This is a genomic window from Lysobacter sp. 5GHs7-4 (assembly GCF_021284765.1).
In the GTDB taxonomy this organism is placed as follows: Bacteria; Pseudomonadota; Gammaproteobacteria; order Xanthomonadales; family Xanthomonadaceae; genus Lysobacter.
This window is the reverse complement of record NZ_CP089924.1, coordinates 1,149,499-1,173,320: the sequence shown is the minus strand read 5'-3', so window position 1 is coordinate 1,173,320 and position 23,822 is coordinate 1,149,499. Positions and strand designations below refer to the sequence as shown.

The 23,822-nt window shown below is 69.4% G+C and carries 18 protein-coding genes; 12 read left to right on the top strand and 6 right to left on the bottom strand.

All coding sequences use genetic code 11. The annotated features are described in order from the left end of the window. The first annotated feature begins 31 nt into the window (after nt 1-31). Complete coding sequence (locus LVB77_RS05075) at nt 32-1,807, top strand: hypothetical protein (RefSeq protein WP_232909122.1); 1,776 nt, start codon at nt 32-34, stop codon at nt 1,805-1,807. Between the two features lie 119 nt (nt 1,808-1,926). Here the strand turns inward: LVB77_RS05075 and LVB77_RS05070 are convergent, their stop codons facing one another. The 4 genes from LVB77_RS05070 to LVB77_RS05055 all read right to left on the bottom strand — a co-directional run bounded on the left by LVB77_RS05070 (nt 1,927) and on the right by LVB77_RS05055 (nt 5,944). Continuing rightward, nucleotides 1,927-2,886: an MBL fold metallo-hydrolase gene (locus LVB77_RS05070; RefSeq protein WP_232909121.1), complete on the bottom strand. Its 960-nt coding sequence runs from the start codon at nt 2,884-2,886 to the stop codon at nt 1,927-1,929. 112 nt (nt 2,887-2,998) lie between these two features. Then, nucleotides 2,999-4,120 carry a pentapeptide repeat-containing protein gene (locus LVB77_RS05065; protein ID WP_232909120.1) on the bottom strand — a complete coding sequence of 374 codons (1,122 nt, stop codon included), beginning with the start codon at nt 4,118-4,120 and terminating at the stop codon, nt 2,999-3,001. A 465-nt stretch (nt 4,121-4,585) separates the two neighbouring features. Beyond that, nucleotides 4,586-5,266 (bottom strand): hypothetical protein, encoded by a 681-nt coding sequence (locus LVB77_RS05060; RefSeq protein ID WP_232909119.1) that lies wholly within the window; start codon nt 5,264-5,266, stop codon nt 4,586-4,588. Nucleotides 5,267-5,332: 66 nt separating this feature from the next. Next, nucleotides 5,333-5,944, bottom strand: coding sequence for a LysE family translocator (locus LVB77_RS05055; protein WP_232909118.1), 612 nt, complete (start codon nt 5,942-5,944; stop codon nt 5,333-5,335). A 105-nt stretch (nt 5,945-6,049) separates the two neighbouring features. On the opposite strand from LVB77_RS05055, the gene LVB77_RS05050 reads away from it, so the two are divergent. From LVB77_RS05050 to leuB, 11 genes are all read left to right on the top strand, one after another. Then, nucleotides 6,050-6,514, top strand: coding sequence for an Lrp/AsnC family transcriptional regulator (locus LVB77_RS05050; RefSeq protein ID WP_232909117.1), 465 nt, complete (start codon nt 6,050-6,052; stop codon nt 6,512-6,514). Nucleotides 6,515-6,942: 428 nt separating this feature from the next. After that, the gene (locus LVB77_RS05045) at nt 6,943-8,676 is read left to right on the top strand and encodes a dihydroxy-acid dehydratase (RefSeq protein ID WP_232909116.1); all 1,734 of its coding nucleotides are present in this window, start codon (nt 6,943-6,945) and stop codon (nt 8,674-8,676) included. A 46-nt stretch (nt 8,677-8,722) separates the two neighbouring features. Then, nucleotides 8,723-9,754: a ketol-acid reductoisomerase gene (ilvC, locus tag LVB77_RS05040; protein ID WP_232909115.1), complete on the top strand. Its 1,032-nt coding sequence runs from the start codon at nt 8,723-8,725 to the stop codon at nt 9,752-9,754. Then, nucleotides 9,755-11,518, top strand: coding sequence for an acetolactate synthase 2 catalytic subunit (gene ilvG, locus LVB77_RS05035; protein ID WP_232909114.1), 1,764 nt, complete (start codon nt 9,755-9,757; stop codon nt 11,516-11,518). Continuing rightward, nucleotides 11,502-11,738: an ACT domain-containing protein gene (locus LVB77_RS05030; RefSeq protein WP_232909113.1), complete on the top strand. Its 237-nt coding sequence runs from the start codon at nt 11,502-11,504 to the stop codon at nt 11,736-11,738. The genes ilvG and LVB77_RS05030 overlap by 17 nt, the downstream gene beginning before the upstream one ends. Nucleotides 11,739-11,839: 101 nt before the next feature. Further along, the gene (locus tag LVB77_RS05025; RefSeq protein WP_232909112.1) at nt 11,840-12,694 is read left to right on the top strand and encodes an aminotransferase class IV; all 855 of its coding nucleotides are present in this window, start codon (nt 11,840-11,842) and stop codon (nt 12,692-12,694) included. Between the two features lie 4 nt (nt 12,695-12,698). Next, nucleotides 12,699-13,877, top strand: coding sequence for a threonine dehydratase (locus LVB77_RS05020; RefSeq protein ID WP_343226223.1), 1,179 nt, complete (start codon nt 12,699-12,701; stop codon nt 13,875-13,877). Continuing rightward, complete coding sequence (locus tag LVB77_RS05015) at nt 13,874-15,463, top strand: 2-isopropylmalate synthase (RefSeq protein WP_232909111.1); 1,590 nt, start codon at nt 13,874-13,876, stop codon at nt 15,461-15,463. The genes LVB77_RS05020 and LVB77_RS05015 overlap by 4 nt, the downstream gene beginning before the upstream one ends. A 144-nt stretch (nt 15,464-15,607) precedes the next feature. Further along, on the top strand, nt 15,608-17,032 hold the full coding sequence (leuC, locus tag LVB77_RS05010; protein WP_232909110.1) for a 3-isopropylmalate dehydratase large subunit: 1,425 nt from the start codon (nt 15,608-15,610) through the stop codon (nt 17,030-17,032). After that, a complete protein-coding gene (gene leuD, locus LVB77_RS05005) occupies nt 17,032-17,613 on the top strand; it encodes a 3-isopropylmalate dehydratase small subunit (RefSeq protein WP_232909109.1) in 582 nt (193 codons plus the stop codon). The genes leuC and leuD overlap by 1 nt, the downstream gene beginning before the upstream one ends. Further along, nucleotides 17,603-18,691, top strand: coding sequence for a 3-isopropylmalate dehydrogenase (leuB, locus tag LVB77_RS05000; protein ID WP_232909108.1), 1,089 nt, complete (start codon nt 17,603-17,605; stop codon nt 18,689-18,691). The genes leuD and leuB overlap by 11 nt, the downstream gene beginning before the upstream one ends. Before the next feature lie 815 nt (nt 18,692-19,506). Here leuB and LVB77_RS04995 read toward each other — a convergent pair. Continuing rightward, nucleotides 19,507-22,668, bottom strand: coding sequence for an efflux RND transporter permease subunit (locus tag LVB77_RS04995; RefSeq protein ID WP_232909107.1), 3,162 nt, complete (start codon nt 22,666-22,668; stop codon nt 19,507-19,509). 7 nt (nt 22,669-22,675) lie between these two features. Beyond that, nucleotides 22,676-23,809, bottom strand: coding sequence for an efflux RND transporter periplasmic adaptor subunit (locus LVB77_RS04990; protein WP_232909106.1), 1,134 nt, complete (start codon nt 23,807-23,809; stop codon nt 22,676-22,678). Between the last annotated feature and the right edge of the window lie 13 nt (nt 23,810-23,822).

Sequence of the window (23,822 nt, the reverse complement as noted above, 5' to 3'; positions counted from 1 at the left end):
CGCCGGGGCCACGTCCGATCCCGGAGCCCGAGTGAAGCCTACGTTGTCGCGCTGCGCGCCCATCGCCATCGCCTTGATCGCCGCCCTGCTGGCGCCCGCCGTCCATGCCGCAACGCGCGACGACGCCGTCCAATTCGACGTGCGCGAGTTCGTCTGCCCGCTCGGCGGCGCCAGGTTTTCGGCGGACGTCGGCTACCCGTCGTTGGCGCTGGTCCAATTCGTCGACGGCAGCTGGCTCGGCGACACCCAGATCGATGTGCAGATTCCGCAATGCCCGGACAACGGCCTGCCGCTGATACCAGACTACGAACGCGAAGGCCCAAAAGGCGGCCTGGCCTACCTCGACTACACGCCCGAACAGGTGGCGCGCCTGCCCGCCCTGCTGGCAAGCGACGAGTACCGCCAACTGCGCGGCCGCAGCCGGCACGAGCGCGCGCATTGGCTGGCGGCGCAACTGGGCCTGCCCGCGTGGACGCGGCTGCAGTTGCTGATGCGCGCCAGTTGGTCGGCCACCGACGCGGGCGAGCGCCGGCGCCTGGTGGCCCGCATCGCCGACGAAGGCCCGAAGCTGGTCGACGAGATTCCGACGCCGGAGGCGGACAAGCTGGCGGCGCGCGTCCGGGTGGCGAACGCCTCGCGCGAACTGGGCCGTTTCGCCGAAGCCGATGCGCGACTGGACGCGATCCTGGCCGCCGTCCCCGCCGATGCCGACCTCAAGGATCCGGAGGCCCAACAGGCGCTGCAGTCCACCGTCGCGGGCCTGCGCGAGGTCATCGCGCACGGCGACGACGATCGTTTCCCGGTCGATCTGTCGTCGCAGAAGTGGGCCGACCGCGTCTGCAACAGCGACGAGCTGCAACCGCCTTACGGGCCCAAGAGCCGGCACGCGCAGGCGGCCTGCGATCGGCGCGCGCGCGACCGACAGTCGCGTAGCGACGCCTACGAAGAAGCCGCGCGGCTGCGCGAACAACCCGAAGAACTCGATCGCCAGTGCGCGCGCGTGGCCGCGGCACAACGCAGCCCGGGATTGGCGCAAGCCTGCGAATTCGCGCAGAACGCGCGCGACGAAGAATCGGCCGAGCAATTGCTGCTGCGGCAGGCACGGCAGGTCGCCGCCGACTGCGAGGCGACCTCGGCGCAGGAGCGTGCAGGCCCCTTACGTTTCGCGTGCTACGCCTATCAGAGCGCGCTGGAATCGGCCTTGACGCGTCTGCTGGTCGAGGACGACACCGGCTACGCCGTGGTGTGTCAGGACGGCAAGATTCCGCCGGACCGCGCCGGCTACGCCGATCTGGCCTGTTCGATGGCCGAACAGCAGCGGCTGGAACGGTCCATCGAGCGGCTGCTGGCCGATCCGGTGGCGCTGGACCGCAGCTGCGCCAGCAACGATAAGAGTCTCAAGATCCATGTCAGCCTGGCCTGCTCGCGGCGCCGCAGCGATCTGGCGAAGATCGCGGCGCAGCGTCTGGCCGCGGATGCGGCGGCGTACCAGACCGCCTGCGCCAGGTTCGACGCACAGGCGACCGACGCGCTGCGCTACGACCTCAGCGATGAGGAAGCCTTGTGCGGCGATGCGCGGCGTATCCGCGAGCGGGAGGCGGATACGCAGCGCGCGACGGCGCAGGCGCAGGCCCAGCCGGAGAACGAGCCTGCGGACGATGCGCTGACGCCCTCGCCGGAACGGCTAGCCCTGTACGAACAGGATTCCGAACTGAGCAAGGTCGCGCTGGAGTACGCGCAGCGCGTGATCGCCCAGGCCAAGGCCGACGGCAGCTATCCCAAACGCAAGCGCGGCGACTTGTACTGAGCCGTCGCCGCGCGGCCAGCGGTGCGGCGACGGTTGCGGACCGCATCGCGCGCCGCGCCGTCGGCATCGGCACGGGTGGTACGCCCACCCATGCCATCAGCGGAGCTAGCGCGCCGCGATCAGCGCTCGGGCACCCATTCGAAGCCCTCGCCCTTCGCCTGCACATGGCCCAGGCCCGGGAACGGGAAATGCACCGCGTAGACGCGCAGCTTGCCGTCCGCGGCGCGCTGCAGCAGCGCGCGACGGCTGGTCTGCGCCAGCGGCGCGTCGCCGTCGTACTGCACGGTCCACTCAGGGCGCTGCACCGAGATCACGAAATGGTGCGCGGTATCGCCGATGTACAGCAGGCGCTGATCGCCCGAGGCGATTTCGTAGGCGCTGTGGCCCGGCGTGTGGCCGTCCACGGCGACCGCGGTGACCACGCCCGGAATGAGCTGCGCACCGGGTTCGAACGCGGCGACTTTGGGCGTTATCGCGGCGACCAGCGCGGCCGCGCCCTGGTCGCCCTTGAGGCTGTCCCATTCCGGCGCCGACAGGTGCACGGTCGCATTCGGGAACGCCAGCTTGCCCTCGCGCGTCAGCAGGCCGCCGACGTGGTCCTGATGCTGGTGCGAAATGAAGATGTCGGTGACCTGCGAAGGCTCCACCCCGGCCTCGCGCAGCGACGCCGGTAAGCGCCCGCCGCGCGCGAACGACGCGTCCGCCGCGCCGGTGTCGAACAGCAGCACCTTCGCGCCGCTGCGCACCAACAGCGGTTGCATGCTCAAGTGCAGCACGTCGGTCGGCTGCCCGGCCGCGCTCAGCAGCGCGTCTACGTCCTGCGCGGACTGACCGATCGCGAAGGTCTTTTCATCGTTGACCACGTCGATGTCGCCGTCCTTCAGCGCGACGGCATCGAGCGCGCCGATCTTGAAGCGATGCACCTCGGCGGCGGCAGGCGCCGGTGTCGCGGGTTCGGCGGACGCTTGCGGCGCGGCGGCCGGCGCGGTGTTCGCCGCGGATTCGGGCTTGGAACACGCCGGTAACGTCGCAGCCGCCAGCGCGGCGACGATCAACAAAGACAGATGCGTGCGTTTCATGTCGGCTCTCGTGAAAAGTGGGGGCGCGCGGCGGCGGTCGTCGCCGGGTCGCGCGGCATCGCGAGCTTACGCGCGGCGGCCGGGCGCGCCAACACGGCGCGCCCGCGCAGCGTCACCAGCTGCAGGGACCCGGTCGTCCGTTCGGGCACGTGGTGCTGGCATCGGTCTTGGCGGTGTGGCCGTAACGCAGGCCGCTGACGTCGGCGCCGGTCAGGTTGGCGCCGCGCAAGTCGGTGCCGTAGACCAGGGTGTTGATCAATTTGGCGTTGACCAGCACCGCGCGACGGTAGTCCGACATCTGGATGTCCGCGCCGCTCAGGTCCGCGCCGGTCATCTGCGCCTCGACGAAGGTGCCCATCAGTCGGTCGGCGCGCAGGTCGGCGCCTTCCAGCTTGGCGCGCGAGTAGTCGCCCACCACGTCGGCGCCCTGCAGCTTGACCTGATTCAAACTGCCGTCGGGCGCATTGAACCGATACAGCGAGGCATGCCGCAGGTCGGCGCCGTCCAACGCCACGCGCGCACCGCCCTTGCTGTCCAGGGTCGTTCCGCGCAAATCGCAGCCGCGGCATTGGTTGGTGTCGATCAGCGTCTGCTTGTTGCGCGCGATGTGCGCCGACGCGTAGTCCGCGCACGGCCCCTTGTTGCCGGCCGGGCAGGTGGTTGCGGCATCGGAGCGCGCGCACAGGCGGAAGCCCTTGCCGCCGCAGGTGGCGCCGGTGAAATCGGCATCGAGCAGATTCGCCCCGCCGAAATCGATTTGTTCGGTCACCGCGCGTTGCTGCCCCTGCAGTCCGGTGAACTTCACCCCGCCGGCGTTGGCGCCGGCGAAGCTGCCTTGTTGCACGCGCACGCCGGTGAAGTCCGCGCCACGCAGATCCGAACGCGCCCAGTCCAGGCGCACGAGCGTCGATCCGCGCCAATCGGTGTCCCGCAAGGTTGCGCCAACGAAGCGGTTTCCGGTCAGCTGGACATCCTTGAAGCGCGCGGCGCTGAGGTCGAAGCCGCTGAAGTCCGCATCCCACTGCGCCCGGCTCAGATCGACCCCACGTACCTGGGCGCCGTCCCAGCGCGCCGAGCGCGAATTGCTGCCGCTCAGATCGGCGCCGTTCAAGTCCACGCCCGTGAGCACCGCCGATTGCAGGTTCGCGCCGCGCAGTTTCGCGCCGGTAAACCGCGACCGGCTCAAGTCGTAACCGCTGAGGTCGATGCCCTCGGCCAGCTCCGCCTGGCTCAAGTCGCAGGCCGGGCACGAACGCGGATGGGTCAGTCGGTACAAAGCCTCAGGATCGGCGGCTCGCGCCGTGCCCGCCGTCGCCATCCCCAAGGCACCCACAAGCACCCACACCCATCCTTTCATGGCACACCCCCCGTGGCTGAAAGGCGGACAGTACCCCAGTCATGGCACGGCCCGGCGGCCGCCTGGCAGCCGAACCGGGCCGTCTGGACATCGCAGTCTCATCCACGGCTCACGGCCACGCGCTGCCGTGGGGCAAGCCGGACGCGGCCGGTTCTCAGCGCACAGGTGCCGTCGTGCAGGCAGCAGCGACTTGCGCAGCGCGGTTGGGAATGCCTTCGGAGCGCAGCGGACCGCGCACGCGTTGCCACGTATCGGCGTCGTGAAAGCGACAGATGAATTCCATGCCGCTCCCTATGGAATGCCTGGCCGCGTGTCGACCGACGCATGCACCGACCAATCGCGTTACGCCCCCGCTCCGGCGCTGTAGACCTCCGCCTGCACGCCCGCGATCGCAGGCCCGGAAATCCGGGCGCCGAACACGCTGCCATCCTGCTGCAGCACCTGACTCACCGCGGCGACCATCGCACTGCGCTGGGCGATGCGGCCGAAGCTGTAGCGCGGGCCGGCGATAAACATCTCGTTGGCCAGCACCAGCGCCATCGGCAGCAGCGGCTCGGCGTCGAAGGCGAACTCGCGCCAACGTCCGCGGCGGTCGCGCGCGGTGAAGGCGGCGGGCGGATCGACGCCGTCCATGCCGGAAATCAGCACTAGCCCGAACGCCTCCGGCAGCCACGCGATCAGGCGCTGGGCGAGCACGGGCTCGTCCACCAGCGCCGTGATGCGCTGCTGGATATCGTCGTCGCTGAGACCGTCCTGGCCGATAAGATCGATGGCCCGCTTGAGGACCGCTTCGGTGGGCACTGAAAGTTGCGGCATGCGGTGGGGTCGTCGTACTCGGGCCGATGCGCGCCGCGCGCCGGCCATGAACCTGTGGGCGAACGTCATTGTACGGCGCACCCAGGCGCGAGTGCCGATGATGCGCTCACGGATCGGCGACGGATGTACTCGATTGAACGCATCGGTTAAGCGCACACGGCTGGCATGGCCTGGATTGCGACGGCCCAGGCGGGCTCGCGATGCCATTTCGGCGATCCGGCGCGAAGAGCAGGACGCGACGCCCGATTTGCGGCTCGCACGCGACGATGCGGTCTAGCCGATCGCCAACACCCCCGCCGCCACGCCGACCAAGCCGCCGGACACACCGTCCACCCAGCGCCGGCGTCGATCGCTGAAGCCTTGCGCGCGTGCGCCCGTGCGCGCCAGGACCAAACTCAGCACCGTATAGACCAGGCCGCACAAGACCACGAACACGCCCGACAGCGCCATGGCTTGCAGCGCGGCCGGCCCATCGCCGTGCATGAACTGCGGCAGCACCGCGAAGTAGACCAGCATGCCCTTGGGGTTCAACACCGCGGTGAGAAAGCCGCGACGGAACGCGGCCGCGCGGACCGCGCGCAGTTCGATCGCGCCGGGTTTCAGCGCCGAGCGCAGCAAACGCAAGGCCAGATACGCCAGATAGGCCACCCCGGCCCAGCGCAAGACGGCGAAGCACCACGGCGAGGCGGCGATCAGCGCGGCCAGACCCAACGCGACCAGCGCCGAATGCACGCCATAGCCGGCGCACACGCCCAAGGTCGCGCGCAAACCGGCGGACGCGCCGCCGTTGAGCGCCTGCGAGGCGATGAACAGCATGTCCGGCCCTGGCGTGCAGATCAGCGGCAGGACGGTGGCGGCGAACAGCAGCAGGGCGGTGATGTCCATGCCCGAAAGCGTAAGCGGCCACGCGCGGCATAGGCTTGCGATTATTGCCGCGATACCTTATAAATTGGCATTAACTGCCAATCTTGATCGAATAGAGTGAAATTCATGCCAGCCAAACTCGACGAGATCGACCGCCGCATCCTGCGCGCCCTGCAGCGCGACGGCCGCCTGCAGAACAACGAGCTGGCCCAGGAAGTGGGGCTGTCGCCCTCGCCCTGCCTGCGCCGCGTGCGCCTGTTGGAAGAGGCCGGGGTGATCGAGCGCTACGTGGCCGTGGTCAGCGCCGCCCAGGTCGGCATCGGCACCACCTTGTTCACCCGGGTCTGGCTGACCGCGCAGGACGCCGACACCATCGAGCGCTTCATCGCCGCGATGAAGCGACTGCCGCAGGTGATGGAGTGCTACATCATGCTCGGCGACTGCGACGCGCTGCTGCGCGTGGTGGTGGAAGACCTGGCCGACTACCGCCGCTTCCAGACCCGTCACCTGACCCGCGACAACGGCATCCAGAACGTGAAAACCGATCTGCCCAGCGAGGTCGTCAAGCAAAGTTACGCGCTGCCGGTGTGAGCGCGCGCGCAACGCCCTCGCATCGACAGCCAGCGCGGGCCGGCGACCGGCCCGGACGCGACCGCCGTCACGGCTTATGCCGATTGGTCATGAAAGTTTTGGATGAAACGGTTGACAAGCCGCGAACCGGCATGTTTTTCTCAGACCCATGACGCAGCGCAACAACCACTCGCAGACGACTTCGCTCAAGGCCGCCACGGCCTCGAACGACGCCGCGCGCGTCGCGCTCCGCCTCGCACCCGCGATCGCCACGATTATTCTCGTCCTCGTACTTATTACCTCGCTTACCAGCGCGGGAGTCGGGTTCGTGTAGCAAAACCACACAACCCAAGGTCGAAAGAACCTGAACCCCGCGCCCGAAAGGCGCGGGGTTTTTCGTTTTCAGGGCCTTGGGTTCCTTGTCGATACGACTTTAGGAACGCACGTTCGTGAGAAGCAACGCCATCAAGCAAGGCCCGGCCCGAGCCCCCGCGCGCGCGATGCTGCGCGCGACCGGGCTGGACGACGCGGCCATCGCCAGACCGCTGGTCGCCGTGGTCCACACCTGGTCCGACGTCTCGCCGTGCAACATCACCCTGCGCGATCTGGCCCAGCACGTGCGCCGCGGCGTGATCGACAACGGCGGCACTCCGATCGAGTTCAACACCATCGCCGTCACCGACGGCATCGCCATGGGCACCGACGGCATGCGCGCCTCGCTGACCTCGCGCGAGACCATCGCCGACTCGATCGAGCTGGCGGTGTCCGGGCATTGCCTGGACGCGATGGTGCTGCTGGTGGGCTGCGACAAGACCATCCCGGCCGCGGCGATGGCGGCGGCGCGACTGGATATCCCCACCGTGATCCTCTACGGCGGCACCATCATGCCCGGCCACTGCCCGTCCAAGCGCGGCGCGGCCGACGACAAGCCGCTGACCGTGCAGGACGTGTTCGAGGCCGTGGGCGCGCATTCGGCCGGCCGCATCGACGATGCCGAACTGCACCGCATCGAATCCCATGCCTGCCCCGGTGCCGGCGCCTGCGGCGGCCAGTTCACCGCCAACACCATGGCGATGGTGCTGACCTTTCTGGGCCTGTCGCCGCTGGGCTTGAACGACATTCCGGCGATCCACGCCGACAAGGCCGAAGCCGCGCGCCAATGCGGCGAAATGGTCATGCAGCAGTTGCGTAAAGGCGGGCCGAGGCCGCGCGCGCTTCTCTCTCCCTCCGCGCTGCGCAATGCCGCGCGCGCGGTCTCGGCCACCGCTGGTTCGACCAATGCCGCGCTGCATCTGCTGGCCATCGCGCACGAGGCCGGCGTGGCCTTCGACCTGGAAGAATTCGAAGCCGCCGCGCATACGCCGGTGATCGCCGACCTGAAACCGGGCGGCCGCTACACCGCCGCCGAGATGTTCGAATTCGGCGGTGCGGCGCTGGTGGCGCGCGAACTCAAGACGGCCGGTCTGATCGAGGACATTCCCACGGTCACCGGCCGTTCCTTTTTCCAGGAACTGGCCGTGGCCTGCATGGCCGACGTGCAGGACGTCGTGCGTCCCGTCGCCGATCCGATCAAGCCGCGCGGCGGCTACTCGGTGCTGTACGGCGATCTCGCGCCGGAAGGCTGCATCCTCAAGCTGGCCGGCCACGGCCGCGAGCATTTCGAAGGCCCGGCGCGGGTGTTCGATTCCGAAGAGGACGCGTTCGCCGCCGTGCAGGCGCGCCGCATCCAGGCCGGCGACGTGGTGGTGATCCGCTTCGAAGGCCCGGCCGGCGGCCCCGGCATGCGCGAAATGCTGGCCGTCACCGCGGCCCTGGTCGGCCAGGGCCTGGGCAACGATGTCGCGCTGATCACCGACGGCCGCTTCAGCGGCGCCACCCACGGCTTCATGGTCGGCCACATCTCGCCGGAAGCCGCGCACGGCGGCCCGATCGCGCGCCTGCGCGAGGGCGATCGCGTGAGCATCGACGTGAACACGCGGCGCTTGAACGTCGACGCCGATCTGAGCGCGCGCGAACCGGCGCGCATCGCACCGCGCGTGACCACCGGCGTGCTCGCCAAGTACGCGCTGCTGGTCGGCTCGGCCTCGCAAGGCGCGGTCACCGCGCCGGGCCCGCTGCAATCGCCACCGGCACGAACCATCCCCGCTTCCCTCATCGAACACCCCAGCACCGAACCCGCCTGATCCCGCTCACTCCTTCCCTCTCACTCCTCGCTCAGAGACCACAGACATGACCGCTACGACCTTCCGCCCCAAGATCGCCATCGTCGGCTACGGCAGCCAGGGCCGCGCCCACGCGCTGAACCTGCGCGACTCCGGCTTCGACGTCACCGTCGGCCTGCGCCCGGGCGGCCCGACCGAGATCAAGGCCAAGGCCGACGGCTTCACCGTCCAATCGCCTGCCGATGCCGTTGCCGGCGCCGAACTGGTCGCCGTGCTCACGCCGGACATGGTCCAGGCCCAGCTCTACCGCGACGTGATCGAACCCAACATCGCCCAGGGCGCCTGCCTGCTGTTCGCGCACGGCTTCAACGTGCACTACGCGCAGATCGCGCCGCGCGCCGACCTCGACGTCGTACTGGTCGCGCCCAAGGGCCCGGGCGCGCTGGTGCGGCGCGAGTACGAGATCGGCCGCGGCGTGCCCAGCGTCTACGCGGTGCATCAGGACCAAAGCGGCCGCGCCGAGGAGTTCGCCCTGACCTACTGCGCCGGCATCGGCGGCGCGCGCCAGAACGCGATCAAGACCACCTTCAAGGAAGAGACCGAGACCGACCTGTTCGGCGAGCAGGCGGTGCTGTGCGGCGGCGCGACCAAGTTGGTCCAGGCCGGTTGGGAAACCCTGGTCGAGGCCGGCTATCAGCCCGAAGTCGCCTACTACGAGTGCCTGCACGAACTGAAGCTGATCGTCGACCTGTTCTACGAAGGCGGCGTGACCCGCATGCACGAGTTCATCAGCGAGACCGCGCAGTACGGCGCGCTCACGCGCGGCCCCTACGTGGTCGACGAGGACACGCGCGCGCAGATGCGCCGCGTGCTCAAGGAGATCCAGGACGGCACCTTCGCGCGCCAATGGATCGCCGAGTACGCCTCGGGCAACGCCAACTACAAAGCGCTCAAGCAGGCCGACTTGGATCACCCGATCGAGGCCGTCGGCAAGAAGCTGCGCGCCAACATGAAGTGGCTGGACACCGCGCCCAAGGCGCAGCCGGCCGCACCCGCTCCCGCCGCCACCCGTGGCGAACGACAGGAAGAGGCCGCCTAAATGAACGGTGCCCGCTGGCTGGCGCAAGCGCTGGCCGCAGAAGGCGTGGACACGCTGTTCGGTTATCCGGGCGGCACCATCATGCCTTTCTACGACGCTTTGCACGGGTCGGACCTCAAGCATGTGCTGGTCCGTCACGAGCAGGGCGCCGCTTTCGCTGCCAACGGCTACGCCCGTGCCAGCGGGCGAGTCGGCGTATGCGTGGCGACCTCCGGTCCCGGCGCCTCCAACCTGGTCACCGGCATCGCCGACGCGATGCTGGACTCGGTGCCGATGGTGGCGATCACCGGCCAGGTCGCGACCACGCTGATGGGCACCGATGCGTTCCAGGAACTGGACGTGTTCGGCATGACCCTGCCGATCGTCAAGCACAGCTTCCTGGTGCGCAGCGTCGACGAGCTGCCGCGCATGATCGGCGAGGCCTTCCGGCTGGCGCGTTCCGGCCGTCCGGGACCGGTGCTGATCGACCTGCCCAAGGACGTGCAGAACGCCGATGCCTCGCATCTGCCCGCGCACGTGCCGCTGCCGACCGATCCGCTGCCGGCCGCACCGGATGCCTCGTACCACGAGGCCGCGGCGCTGATCGCGCATGCGCAAAAACCGCTGGTGTACGGCGGCGGCGGCATCGCGCTGGGCGACGCGGTCAGCGCGTTCCGCAACTTCGTCGAAGGCAGCCAGATCCCGGCCGTGCTGACGCTGAAGGGCCTGGGTGCGCTGCCGGCCGATCATCTGTTGAACCTGGGCATGCTGGGCATGCACGGCAACCGCGCCGCCAACCTGTCGGTGCAGGAATGCGACCTGCTGATCGTGGTCGGCGCGCGTTTCGACGACCGCGCCACCGGCAAGCTGGCCGAGTTCGCGCCCAATGCACGCGTGGTCCATCTGGACCTGGATCCGGCCGAAATCGGCAAGCTGCGTCACGCCGACGCCGCGGTCAACGGCGACCTGCGCCGCTCGCTGGAGGCGCTGACGCCGGCCTGCAGCGCGCAGACCAAAGGCCGCAACGGCGGCGCGCGCCGCAGCTGGCGCGACACCTGCCTGCAGCGCAAACGCGATTGCGCGCCGCGCTACGACGCGCCCGGCGAAACCGTCTACGCGCCGGCGCTGCTCAAGCGTCTGTCGGAACTGGCGCCCAAGGCCGTGGTCAGCTGCGACGTCGGCCAGCACCAGATGTGGGTCGCCCAGCACTGGCGCTTCGACGACCCGCGCAAGCACCTGACCAGCGGCGCGCTGGGCGCGATGGGCTTCGGCCTGCCGGCGGCGATCGGCGCACAGATGCAAGACGCGGCGGCGCAAGTGATCTGCGTCAGCGGCGACGGCTCGTTCCTGATGAATGTGCAGGAACTGGCGACGGTCGCGCGCTACCGCCTGCCGGTCAAGATCGTGCTGCTCGACAACCAGGCCCTGGGCATGGTGCGGCAGTGGCAGGAGCTGTTCTTCGAGCGCCGCTATTCCGAGATCGACCTGTCCGACAACCCGGACTTCTGCGCGCTCGCCGCCGCGTTCGGCGTGGCCGCGTTCCATGTCGAACGCGCCGACGCGGTCGAGGACGCGCTGGCCGCGATGCTGGCCTGCGACGGCCCGGCGCTGCTGCACGTGGCGATCGACCAGGAAGCCAACGTCTGGCCGCTGGTGCCGCCCAACCGCAGCAACGCCGAAATGCTGGATCCCGAAGCCGACGCGATCAATTCCACGGAGGCAGCGACGGCCGCCTCTGCCACCCCCGCCACCGACAAGGAGGATGCCCATGCGATACCAGCTTGAACTGACCCTGCGCCAGGCCGAGGGCGCGCTGGCTCGCGTATTGGGCGCCGCCGAACGGCGCGGTTTCCGTCCCCTGTCGGTGGACGGCGAAGCGCAACCCGACGGCGATCGCTGGCACCTGCGCATGACGGTGGAAGGCGAACGCGCCGACACCGCCCTGCAGAGCCAGCTCGCCAAGCTCTACGACTGTCTTGCCGTCGAGGTGTCTCCATGTCTTTGAATGCGAATCCCTCGCAAAAGCCCGCACATCCCTGTGCGGACTCTTCAATGCTCTCCACCGCTGCGCCGAGCATTTTCGTTCGCGCGGAGCCTCAGCAGCCCTTGATCTGGTTCGACGGCGAATTCGTCGCCAACGACGCGCCGGAAGCGCCGCTGACCACCCACGCCATGCACTACGGCACCGCCGTGTTCGAGGGCATCCGCAGCTACGCCACCGCCGACGGCGGCGCCGCGGTGTTCCGCCTGCCCGAGCACATGGAGCGCATGCGCAAGGGCGCGGAGCTGTTCGGCATCGATTTCGATGTCGAACGCGCGAGCGCGGCGACGGTGGCGACGCTGCGCGCCAACGGCCATCGCGACGCCTACATCCGCCCGCTGACCTGGATGGGCACCGGCACCATCGGCCTGGACGTGGACCCGCTGAGCCAGCACCTGATGATCGCGACCATGGCCAAGGTCGTGCACCTGGGTGGCGCGCGCACGCGGCTGACGGTGTCGCCGTGGAAGCGCAACCCGGCCACCTCGCTGCCGGCCCTGAAGCTCAGCGGCGCCTACGTCAATTCCATCCTGGCCAAGCGCGAAGCCAAGCAGCGCGGTTTCGACGAGGCGCTGTTCACCGACGACAAGGGCTACGTGGTCGAGTGCACCGGCGCCAACGTGTTCATGGTCAAGAACGGCGCGGTCACCTCGGTCGAACACCGCGACGCGCTGCCGGGCATCACCCGCGACACCATGATCGCCTTGTCCGGCGCGCAGTCGCGCGAAGTGACCTTGCATGAGCTGCTGGACGCGGACGAGGTGTTCGTCTGCGGCACCGCCGCCGAGGCCACGCCGATCGCGGTATTGGACCGCCGCGAGTTCGGCGACAACCCGGTCACGCGCGAGCTGTCGGCGCAGTACGCGCGCGTGGTGCGCGGCGAAGACCCGCGCTATCGCGCGTGGCTGACGCCGGTCTGAGCGCATGGACGGCGACGTAGCCAGCCCGGTATCCGTCAGCGCCGCCGACCTGTTGGCGGCGCAGGCGCGCCTGCGCCGTTATCTGGACCCGACGCCGTTGCACCACGCCGAGCGTTTCGGCTGCTGGCTGAAGCTGGAGAATCTGCAGCGCACCGGTTCCTACAAGGTGCGCGGCGCGCTTAACGCCTTGCTGGCCGCGCGCGAGCGCGGCGACCACCGCACCGTGATCGCCGCCTCCGCCGGCAACCATGCCCAGGGTTTGGCCTGGGCCGCGTACCGCCTGGGCGTCAACGCGATCACGGTGATGCCGCGCTGCGCGCCGCAGACCAAGATCGCCGGCGTCGCCCATTGGGGCGCCACCGTGCGCCTGCACGGCGACAGTTACGACGAAGCCAAGGCCTTCGCGATCGAACTGGCGCAGCAACACGATTACCGTCTGCTGTCGGCCTTCGACGATCCGGACGTGATCGCCGGCCAAGGCACGGTCGCCCTGGAGCTGGCCGCGTTCGCGCCCGACGTGCTGCTGGTGCCGATCGGCGGCGGCGGCCTGGCGGCCGGCGTGGCGCTGGCGCTGAAGTCGGAATTGCTGTGCGGCAGCGCCGCCGCGCGCCGCGTGCGCGTGATCGGCGCCCAGGTCGAAGGGGTGGATTCGATGGCGCGCGCGCTGCGCGGCGACCGCCGCCTGATCGAGCCGGCGGCGACGCTGGCCGACGGCGTGCGGGTCAAGGATCCGGGCCGCCTGACGCAACGCGTGCTGAGCACGCTGCTGGACGACGTGGTGATCGTGCGCGAGGCCGAGCTGCGCGAAACCCTGGTCCGGCTGGCGCTGGAGGAACACATCATCGCCGAAGGCGCGGGCGCGCTGGCGCTGGCGGCCGGCCGACGCATCGCCGGCAAGCGCAAATGCGCGGTCGTCTCCGGCGGCAACCTGGACGCCGGCGTGCTCGCGCAACTGCTGTCGGAAGTGCGCCCGCGCGCGCCGCGACGCCCACGCCGGCGCAGCCGCGAAGCGCCCGTGCGCGACGCCGTCGGCATCGAACACCCGACCGCGCCAGGCGATGTGTACGGGTTGGCACGACTTAGACGCGGGCCGTCGCCGCAAGCGCGCACGGCCCACCCGCCTGTCGTCGGTAGCCCCGCCATCCAACCCCATTCCGCTTTGATCGAGGACATTCCCGCATGAACGCGTCGCCAGGACCGGTAGGTCCGTTTGACCACGCCCCGCAACACATCGCCATTTTCGACACCAGCCTGCGCGACGGCGAGCAGTCGCCGGGCTGCAGCATGAGCGCCAGCCAGAAGCTGCGCTTCGCCCATGCCCTGGCCGAACTCGGCGTGGACGTGATCGAAGGCGGCTTCCCCGCCAGTTCCAGCGCCGAGATCGAGGCGGTGCGCGCGATCGCGCGCGAAGTGCGCGGCTCCACCCTGGCCACGCTGGCGCGCTGCCATGTCGGCGACATCGAGGCCTGCGCGCAGGCCCTGGAAGGCGCCGGCAAGCCGCGCATCCACGTCTTCATTTCCACCAGCCCGCTGCACCGCGAACACAAGCTGGGCCTGAGCCGCGAGCAGGTGCTGGAGCGCGCGGTGATGGGCGTGGATTTGGCGCGCCGCTACGTCGACGACGTCGAGTTCTCGGCCGAGGACGCGCTGCGCACCGAGCCGGAGTTCCTGGCCGAGGTCTGCAGCGCCGCGCTGGCCGCCGGCGCGCGCACGCTCAATATTCCCGACACCGTCGGCTACACCACCCCCAGCGAGATCCGCGCGCTGTTCGAGTACCTGCGCGCGAACGTGCGCGACGCCGATCGTGCGATCTTCAGCGCCCACTGCCACAACGACCTGGGCCTGGCCGTGGCCAACAGCCTGGCCGCGATCGAAGGCGGCGCGCGCCAGGTCGAATGCACCATCAACGGCATCGGCGAGCGCGCCGGCAACTGCGCGATGGAAGAACTGGTGATGGCGCTGCGCGTGCGCGGCGGCTACTACAACGCCCAGACCCGCATCGACACGCGCCGGCTGGTGCCGACCTCGCGCCTGCTGTCGCGCATCACCGGCATGTCGGTGCAGCGCAACAAGGCCATCGTCGGCCAGAACGCGTTCGCGCACGAGTCCGGCATCCACCAGCACGGCATGCTCAAGCACCGCGGCACCTACGAAATCATGAACCCCGAGGACGTGGGCTGGTCGCAGTCGCAGATGGTGCTGGGCCGCCACAGCGGCCGCGCGGCGCTGGCCGACCGCCTGCAGAGTTTGGGCTTCGTGGTCGACGAGGCACGCCTGAACTCCGTGTTCGCCGCCTTCAAGGCGCTGGCCGAGAAGAAGCGCGAAGTCTTCGACGCCGACCTGGAGGCGCTGGTGCTGGGCGCCGACGCCCGCGCCGCGCGCGGCCATCGCCTGGTGCGCGCCCACGTCAGCACCGGCATCGCCAGCGACAGCCTGCCGACCGCGAGCGTGCAGCTGGTCGATCCCGACGGCGCCGCGATCAACGAAGCGGCGGTCGGCGACGGACCGGTGCATGCGCTGTTCGCGGCGCTGGCGCGCGCCACCGGCGTGCAGCTGCAGATCGACAGCTACCACGTGTCCAGCGTGACCACCGGCGACGACGCCCAGGGCCAGGCCAGCGTGACCACGCGCGTGGACGGCGTGGAGCTGACCGGCTCCGGCACCAGCACCGACATCCTCGAGGCCAGCGCGCTGGCATGGCTGGAGATCGCCAATCGCGTGCTGCGCACTCAGCAGCAAGCCCCACCGCGCCTGGCCGCCACCGCTTAACAGCCCCTCTCCCGCCTGCGGGAGAGGGGTTGGGGTGAGGGCACGCGCCAACGAGCCACGACGCCAGCTCCGCACAGCGCCCCACACATCCAAACCACTCCCGCAAACGAAACAGCGACCAACATCGAAGCCCTACACCCCGCCATGACCGCACCCAGAACCCTGTTCGACAAACTGTGGGACGCCCACCTGGTCACGCCCGAAACCGAGGCCGTGCCTGCGGTGCTCTACATCGATCTGCACCTGATCCACGAAGTCACCACGCCGCAGGCCTTCGCCGAACTCGACGCGCGCGGCCTGTCGCCGCGCCGCCCGGACCTGACCAAGGGCACGCTGGACCATTCCACGCCGACCCTGCCGCGCGGCGCCGACGGACGCCTGCCCTATTACACCGACGAGGCCGAGCGCCAGGTCGATACCCTGCGCCGCAACTGCGCGCGCCACGGCATCGAGCTGTTCGATTACGACAGCCCGCACCGCGGCATCGTGCACGTGATCGGACCGGAGCTGGGCCTGACCCAGCCCGGCATGACCATCGTCTGCGGCGACAGCCACACCGCCACCCACGGCGCCTTCGGCGCGCTGGCCTTCGGCATCGGCACCAGCGAGGTCGGCCATGTGCTGGCGACGCAGTGCCTGCTGCAACGCAAGCCGCGCACGCTGGCGATCAACATCGAGGGCGAACTCGCGCCCGGCGTCGGCGCCAAAGATCTGATCCTGCACGTGATCGGGCAGATCGGCGTCAACGGCGGCACCGGCCAGGTCATCGAGTACCGCGGTTCGACCGTGCGCGCGCTGTCGATGGACGAGCGCATGACGGTCTGCAACATGTCGATCGAAGCCGGCGCGCGCGCCGGCCTGATCGCGCCCGACCAGGTCACCTACGACTATCTGGCCGCGACGCCGCGCGCGCCGCAGGGCGCGGATTTCGAGCGCTCGGTCGCGCGCTGGAGCGGCTTCGTCGGCGACGAGGGCGCGCGCTTCGATCGCGAGGTGCATATCGACGCCAGCGCGATCAAGCCGACCCTGACCTGGGGCACCCACCCCGGCCAAGTGACCGCGGTCGACGCGCGGCTGCCGGTGGCCGAAGACGCCGACGCGGCCAAGGCGCTGGCGTACATGGGCCTCGACGGCGGCGCGGCGCTGGCCGGCGCGCCGGTCGACGTGGTTTTCGTCGGCAGTTGCACCAACTCGCGCCTCACCGACCTGCGCCAGGCCGCGCAGGTGCTGCAAGGCCGCCGCGTGCACCCGCGCGTGCGCATGCTGGTGGTACCGGGCTCCGAACAGGTCAAGCGCGAGGCCGAAGCCGAGGGCATCGACCGCATCGTGCGCGCCGCCGGCGCCGAATGGCGCGAACCGGGCTGCTCGATGTGCATCGCCATGAACGGCGACCTGGTCGGCCCCGGCCAGCTCGCCGTGTCCACCAGCAACCGTAACTTCGAGGGCCGCCAGGGCAAGGGCGCGCGCACCTTGCTGGCCTCGCCTCTGACGGCGGCCGCCTGCGCGATCGCCGGCGAGGTCACCGACCCGCGCGCCTACCTGCACACCGCCGCCACGGAGGCCGCCTGATGAGCGCGTTCACCCGACTGACGTCGCGCACCGTGGTCCTGCGCGAGCGCAACATCGACACCGACCAGATCATTCCCGCGCGCTTTTTGACCACCACCGAACGCCAGGGCCTGGGTCGCTACGCGTTCAACGATTGGCGCTACCTCGCCGACGGCTCGCCCAATCCCGAGTTCGCCTTCAACCGGCCCGAGAACGCCGGCGCGCAGATCCTGGTCGCGGGACGCAACTTCGGCTGCGGTTCTTCGCGCGAGCACGCGCCCTGGGCGTTGACCGACCTGGGCGTGCGCGCGGTGATCAGCACCGAGATCGCCGACATCTTCCGCAGCAACGCGCTCAAGAACGGCCTGCTGCCGATCGTGCTCGACGCCGAGATCGTCGACGAGCTGCTGGAGCGTCCCGGCATCGAGCTGAGCATCGACGTCGCCAGCCGCAGCGTGATCCTGCCCGGCGGCGCACGCGTGCAGTTCCCGCTGGACGCCTTCGCCCAGACCTGTTTGCTCGAGGGCGTGGATCAGCTGGGCTATCTGCTCAAACAACAACCCGCTATCCAACGTTATGAGGAACTGATCCATGCACGCTGAGATCGTCGTACTGCCGGGCGACGGCATCGGCCCGGAAGTCACCGCCGCCGCCGTGGAGGTGCTGCGCACCGTCGCGAGCCGCTACGGCCACCGCTTCGCGCTGCGCGAACACCTGATCGGCGGCGCCGCGATCGACGCCAGCGGCGAGCCGCTGCCCGAGGCCACCCTGGCCGCCTGTCGCGCCGCCGACGCGGTATTGCTGGGCGCGGTCGGCGGACCCAAGTGGTCGGACCCGAAGGCCACAGTGCGACCGGAGCAAGGGCTGCTGGCGCTGCGCAAAGGCCTGGGCCTGTACGCCAACCTGCGCCCGGTGAAGCCGCACGCCGCCACCCTGGGCGCCTCGCCGATCAAGCCGCACCTGCTGGCGGGCGTGGACCTGCTGGTGGTGCGCGAACTCACCGGCGGCATCTACTTCGGCCAGAAACAGCGCAGCGCCGACAGCGCCAGCGACCTGTGCGAGTACAGCGTGGCCGAGGTCGAGCGCGTGGTGCGCCGCGCCTGCACCCTGGCGCGCGGCCGGCGCGGGCAGGTGGTCAGCGTGGACAAGGCCAACGTGCTGGAAACCTCGCGACTGTGGCGCGAGGTCGCCACCCGCGTGGCGCGCGACGAGTTCCCCGACGTCACGCTGGAACACCAGCTGGTCGACTCGATGGCGATGCACCTGATCGCCAAGCCGCGCGCGTTCGACGTGATCGTGACCGAGAACATGTTCGGCGACATCCTCACCGACGAGGCCTCGATGCTGGCCGGCTCGCTGGGGCTGCTGCCTTCGGCCTCACTGGGCGAAGGCCGCGTCGGCCTGTACGAACCGATCCACGGTTCGGCCCCGGACATCGCCGGACGCGGCATCGCCAATCCGATCGGCACCATCCTCAGCGCGGCGATGCTGCTGCGCCACTCGCTGGACTTGAGCGACGAAGCTCAGTGCGTGGAGCAGGCGGTGGCGGCGGTACTGGAGCGCGGCGTGCTCAGCGCCGACCTGGCGCCGGGCGGGCGCGGCGCAAGCACGGCGGAGGTGACCGCGGCGGTGCTGGCGCAGCTGGAGCTGCCGTGCCAGATCGCGGAGTTGCGGGATTGAGCTTGGGCCTAAGACCCAAGGGAGCCGGCAAGCCCGCTCCCTTGCCCTTGCCCTTGCCCTTGCCCTTGCCCTTGCCGTTGCCGTTGCCGTTGCCCTTGCCCTTGCCCTTGCCCTTGCCGTTGCCGTTGCCGTTGCCGTTGCCGTTGCCGTTGCCGTTGCCGTTGCCGTTGCCGTTGAGTGTGCTCCGGCATTGGAATCCAAAAGCTGCGTACTCACGCAAACAATCGTAGACCCGGAGGGCGGCGCGCAGGACGCGCGCCGTTTTTCGATAGGACAAGGATGTCCTATCGAAAAATCCCGGCGCCAGATCCGAAGCCACACGGGAGCTCCTGGCTCAGACCCTTCTCTTTGGTTACTTTCTCTTGGGTCAGCAAGAGAAAGTGACCCGCATGCGCAGCAGGCGGAAGCCTTTGACCTTCGGTCAGAAGCAACAGAGCAAGAACAAAGGCAAATCCTCCCCAACCCTCCTTTTCCAAAGGAGGGAGCTAAAAGCAAGAGCAACAGAGCGTGACCCGCATGCGCAGCAGGCGGAAGCCATTGACCTTCGTCAAGAAGCGACAAAGCAAGAGCAAGAGCAAACCCTCCCCAGCCCTCCTTTAATAATGGAGGGAGTCAAAGGCGGAGAGTCAGACTGCGTGCGAAAGGACCCCAAAAGCGCTGGATCCCCGCCTTCACGGGGATGACGAACCGGAAGCGAAGAGCAAGAGCAGAGAACCAAGAACGAGAGCGACGGCATTTGCGCCTGCGGCGCCGTACTCCCTCACCCTAGCCCTCTCCCGCAAGCGGGAGAGGGGATAGCCAGAGTGGGCGCGGACCTACGCCTCCGCCTCCGGCGCCTTCACCCTAAACCAGGCCGCATACAGCGCCGGCAGGAACAACAGGGTCAGCAGGGTCGCCACCAGCAAGCCGCCCATGATCGCCACCGCCATCGGCCCGAAGAAGGCGCTGCGCGACAGCGGGATCATCGCCAGGATCGCCGCCAGCGCGGTCAGTACGATCGGGCGGAAGCGTCGCACCGTGGCCTCGACGATCGCGCGCCAGGGCTCGTGGCCGTCGGCGCGGTCCTGTTCGATCTGATCGACCAGGATCACCGAGTTGCGCATGATCATGCCCGCCAGCGCGATCGTGCCCAGCATGGCGACGAAGCCGAACGGCACGCGGAACACCAGCAGGAACAGGGTCACGCCGATCAGGCCCAGCGGCGCGGTCAGCATCACCATGAAGCTGCGCGAGAAGCTGCGCAGCTGCAGCATCAGCAGGGTGAACACCGCGAACACGAACAGCGGCATGCCGGCGATGATCGAGTTCTGCCCGCGCGCCGAGTCCTCGACGCTGCCGCCGATGTCGATCGAGTAGCCGTAAGGCAGCTGCGCGCGCAGCTCGTCCAGGGTCGGCGAGATCTGCCCCATCACCGTCGCCGGCTGGGTGCCGTCGTAGATGTCGGCGCGCACGGTGATGGTCGGCTGGCGGTCGCGGTGCCAGATGATGCCTTCCTCGAAACCGTACTCGAGCGTGGCGATCTGGGTCAGCGGTACCGCGCGGCCGTTCGAGGTTGGCACCATCAGGCTGCCCAGCATGTTCAACTGCAGGCGTTCCTCGGTGGGGCCGCGCAACAGCATCTCGATCAGCTCGTTGCCCTCGCGGTAGGTGCTGATGTGCGAGCCCGACAGCGAGCTGGACAGGAACTGCGACAGCTGCGCTGAGGTGATCCCGAGCGCGCGGGCGCGTTCCTGGTCGACCTGCAGGCGCACGACCTTGTTCGGCTCGTCCCAGTCCAGGTTCACGTTGATCACGTGCGGATTGGCGCGGATCTTTTCGCGCACCTGGTAGGCGATCGCGCGCACGCGGTCGATGTGCTCGCCGGACACGCGGAACTGCACCGGATAGCCCACCGGCGGCCCGTTCTCCAGACGCGTCACGCGCAGCTGCAGATCGGGGAAGCGCGGCACCACGTCCTTGATCACCCATTCGCGGATCGCTTCGCGCGCGGCCACGTCCTTGGGCATCAGCACGAACTGGGCGAAGTTGGCGGCCGGCAGCTGCTGGTCCAGCGGCAGGTAGAAGCGCGGCGAGCCGGTGCCGACGTAGGACACGTAGTTGGTCAGATCCTTGCGCTGCTTGAGCAGGGCTTCCAGACGCTGCGCCTGTTCGGCGGTCTGGCGCAGCGAGCTGCCCTCGGCCAGCTCCATGTCCACCATCAGCTCCGGACGCACCGAGTCGGGGAAGAACTGCTGCGGCACGAAGCGGAACATGAACACCGACAGGAAGAACGCGGCCACGGTGATGCCGATCACCAGCCAGCGCCGGCGCACGCACCAGGTCACCCAGTTGCGGAAGCGGGTGTAGAACTTGCTGGCGTAAGGGTCGTGGTCCTGGCCGTCGTGCGGCGCGGGCGCGATGAAGTCCGACAACGCAGGGTAACGCTGCGCCCAGCGCGCGCGTTGCGCATGCCAGCGCGCGGCCAGCGAACCGGGCTTGAGCGCGGCGGCGTGACCGTGGTCGGGCAGCAGCTTGTCGCCCAGGAACGGAATGAAGGCGACCGCGGCGATCCACGACACCAGCAGCGCGATCGTCACCACCTGGAACAAGGAGCGGGTGTACTCGCCGGTGCCGGAAGCGGCGGTGGCGATCGGCAGGAAGCCGGCCGCGGTGATCAGGGTGCCGGTGAGCATCGGGAACGCGGTGCTGTCCCAGGCGAACGCGGCCGCGCGAATGCGGTCGAAGCCCTGCTCCATCTTGATCGCCATCATCTCCACCGCGATGATCGCGTCGTCCACCAGCAGGCCCAGCGCCAGCACCAACGCGCCCAGCGAAATCTTGTGCAGGCCGACGCCGAAGAACTGCATCGCGGCGAAGGTCATCGCCAGCACCAACGGGATCGACAGCGCCACCACCAGGCCGGTCCGCCAGCCCAGCGAGAAGAAGCTGACCAGCAGCACGATCAGCACCGCCTCGGCCAGCACGCGCACGAACTCGCCCACCGACTCGTCCACCGCCGCCGGCTGGTCGGCGACCTTGCGCAGCTCCATGCCCGCGGGCAGGGTCTTCTGCAGGCGCGCGAACTCGTCCTCCAGGGTCTTGCCCAGCTTGAGGATGTCGCCGCCTTCCTTCATCGACACGCCGATGCCGATCGCGTCCTCGCCCATGAAGCGCATGCGCGGCGCCGGCGGATCGGAAAAGCCGCGCCGCACTTCGGCGACGTCGCCCAGGCGGAAGGTGCGGTCGCCGACGCGGATCGGGAATTCGCGGATCTGCTCGACGGTCTTGAACTGGCCGCCCACGCGCAGCGCCACGCGGGTGCTGCCGGTTTCGAAGAAGCCGGCCGGCGCCAGCGTGTTCTGCTGGTTCAGCGCCTCGCCGACCGCGTTGGCCGACACGCCCAAGGTCGCCAGCTTCACGTTCGACAGCTCGACCCAGATCTTTTCGTCCTGCACGCCGAACAGCTCGATCTTGCCGACGTCGGCCTTGTCCTGCAGCGCCAGCTGCACGCGCTCGGCATAGTCTTTAAGGACGGCGTAGTCGAAGCCCTTGCCGGTCAGCGCATAGATGTTGCCGAAGGTGTCGCCGAATTCGTCGTTGAAGAACGGCCCGACCACGTCGCTGGGCAGGGTCGCGCGGATGTCGCCGACTTTCTTGCGCACCTGGTACCACAGCGGCTGGATGTCCTTGGAGTGCATCGAGTCGCGCGCGCCGAAGATCACCTGCGATTCGCCGGCGCGCGAGTACGAGCGGATGAACTCGTACTGGCCGGTTTCCATGAGCTTCTTTTCGATGCGCTCGGTGACCTGGCGCGAGACCTCGTCGGCGGTGGCGCCGGGCCACAGGGTGCGGATCACCATCACCTTGAAGGTGAAGGCCGGATCCTCGCTGCGGCCCAGGCGCAGGTAGGAGAAGGTGCCGGCGATGGCCATCACCAGCATCGCGTAGACGATCAGGCTGCGGTGACGCAGCGCCCATTCGGAGAGATTGAAGCGCATGGCCGCCTCAGCGCTTGGCAGTAGCGGCGACGGGCGCTGCGGCGACGGGTCGGTTGTCCCGATCCACCGCCACCACCTTCTGGCCCGCGCGCAGCAGATGCCCGCCGGCGGCGACCACCCAGTCGTTCGCGTTCAGGCCACCGTTCACCGGCACCCGGTCCTCGCCGTAGGGGCCGATCCGCACCGGCACCAGCTTGAGGGTCGAGGTTTGGGCGTCGACCACGAACACCGCCGGCGCGCCCGCGTCGCGCTGCAGCGCCGACAGCGGCACGCTCAGGCCCGCGCCGCCGTTGCCGTCCTGCACGATGTAGACGCGTGCGCTCTGGCCCAGCTCCAGACTGCCGGCGGGCGCCTCGACCGCGACCCGCGCGGCGTAGGTGCGCGAGGCCGGATCGGCGGCCGGCGCGATCTCCCGCACCGTGCCCGGCCAGCGCTGGCCCGGCTGCGACCACAACTCCACCATCACCGCGCGGCCGGTCTTGAACTGCGCGATCGCACCTTCCGGAATCGCGAAGGCGATTTCGCGCACGCCGTCGGCGGCCAGGCCGAACACCTGCTGGCCGGCGCCCAGCACCTGGCCGGCTTCGGCGCTGCGGGTGGCGATCACGCCGGCACGCGGCGCGCGCAGTTGGGTGTACTGGGCTTGGTTGCGCGCCACGTCGAGGTTGGCGCGGGCGGCGTTGACCTGGCCCTGCGCCGCCTTCGCCGCCGCGTTCTGCGCGTCCAGGCTGGAGCGGCTGACCAGTTGGTCGTCGGCGAGGCGGGCGAAACGCTGCTGGTCGGCGCGCGCGCGGCCGAGTTCGGCTTCGGCCGCGGCCAACTGCGCCTGCGCGGCGCGCGACTGCGCCTGCAGATCGCCCGGGTCCAGCACCGCCAGCAAGTCGCCGGCCTGCACGTGCGCGCCGACGTCGACGCGGCGTTCGATCAGGTTGCCGCCGACGCGGAACGAGAGCGGGCTTTCCTGGCGCGCGCGCACTTCGCCGGCGAAGGCGGTCACGCCGGTGGCGCTGGCGCCGGGGTGGGTCACCAGCACCGGCCGTGGCGCTTCGGGCGCGGCGGCATCGCGGCCGCAGGCGGTCAGGGCCAGCATCAGAACGACGCCGGACAGCGCGCGTCCGGGGGTAAGAGTGCGGCTGCGCATCGCGGGTGACCTC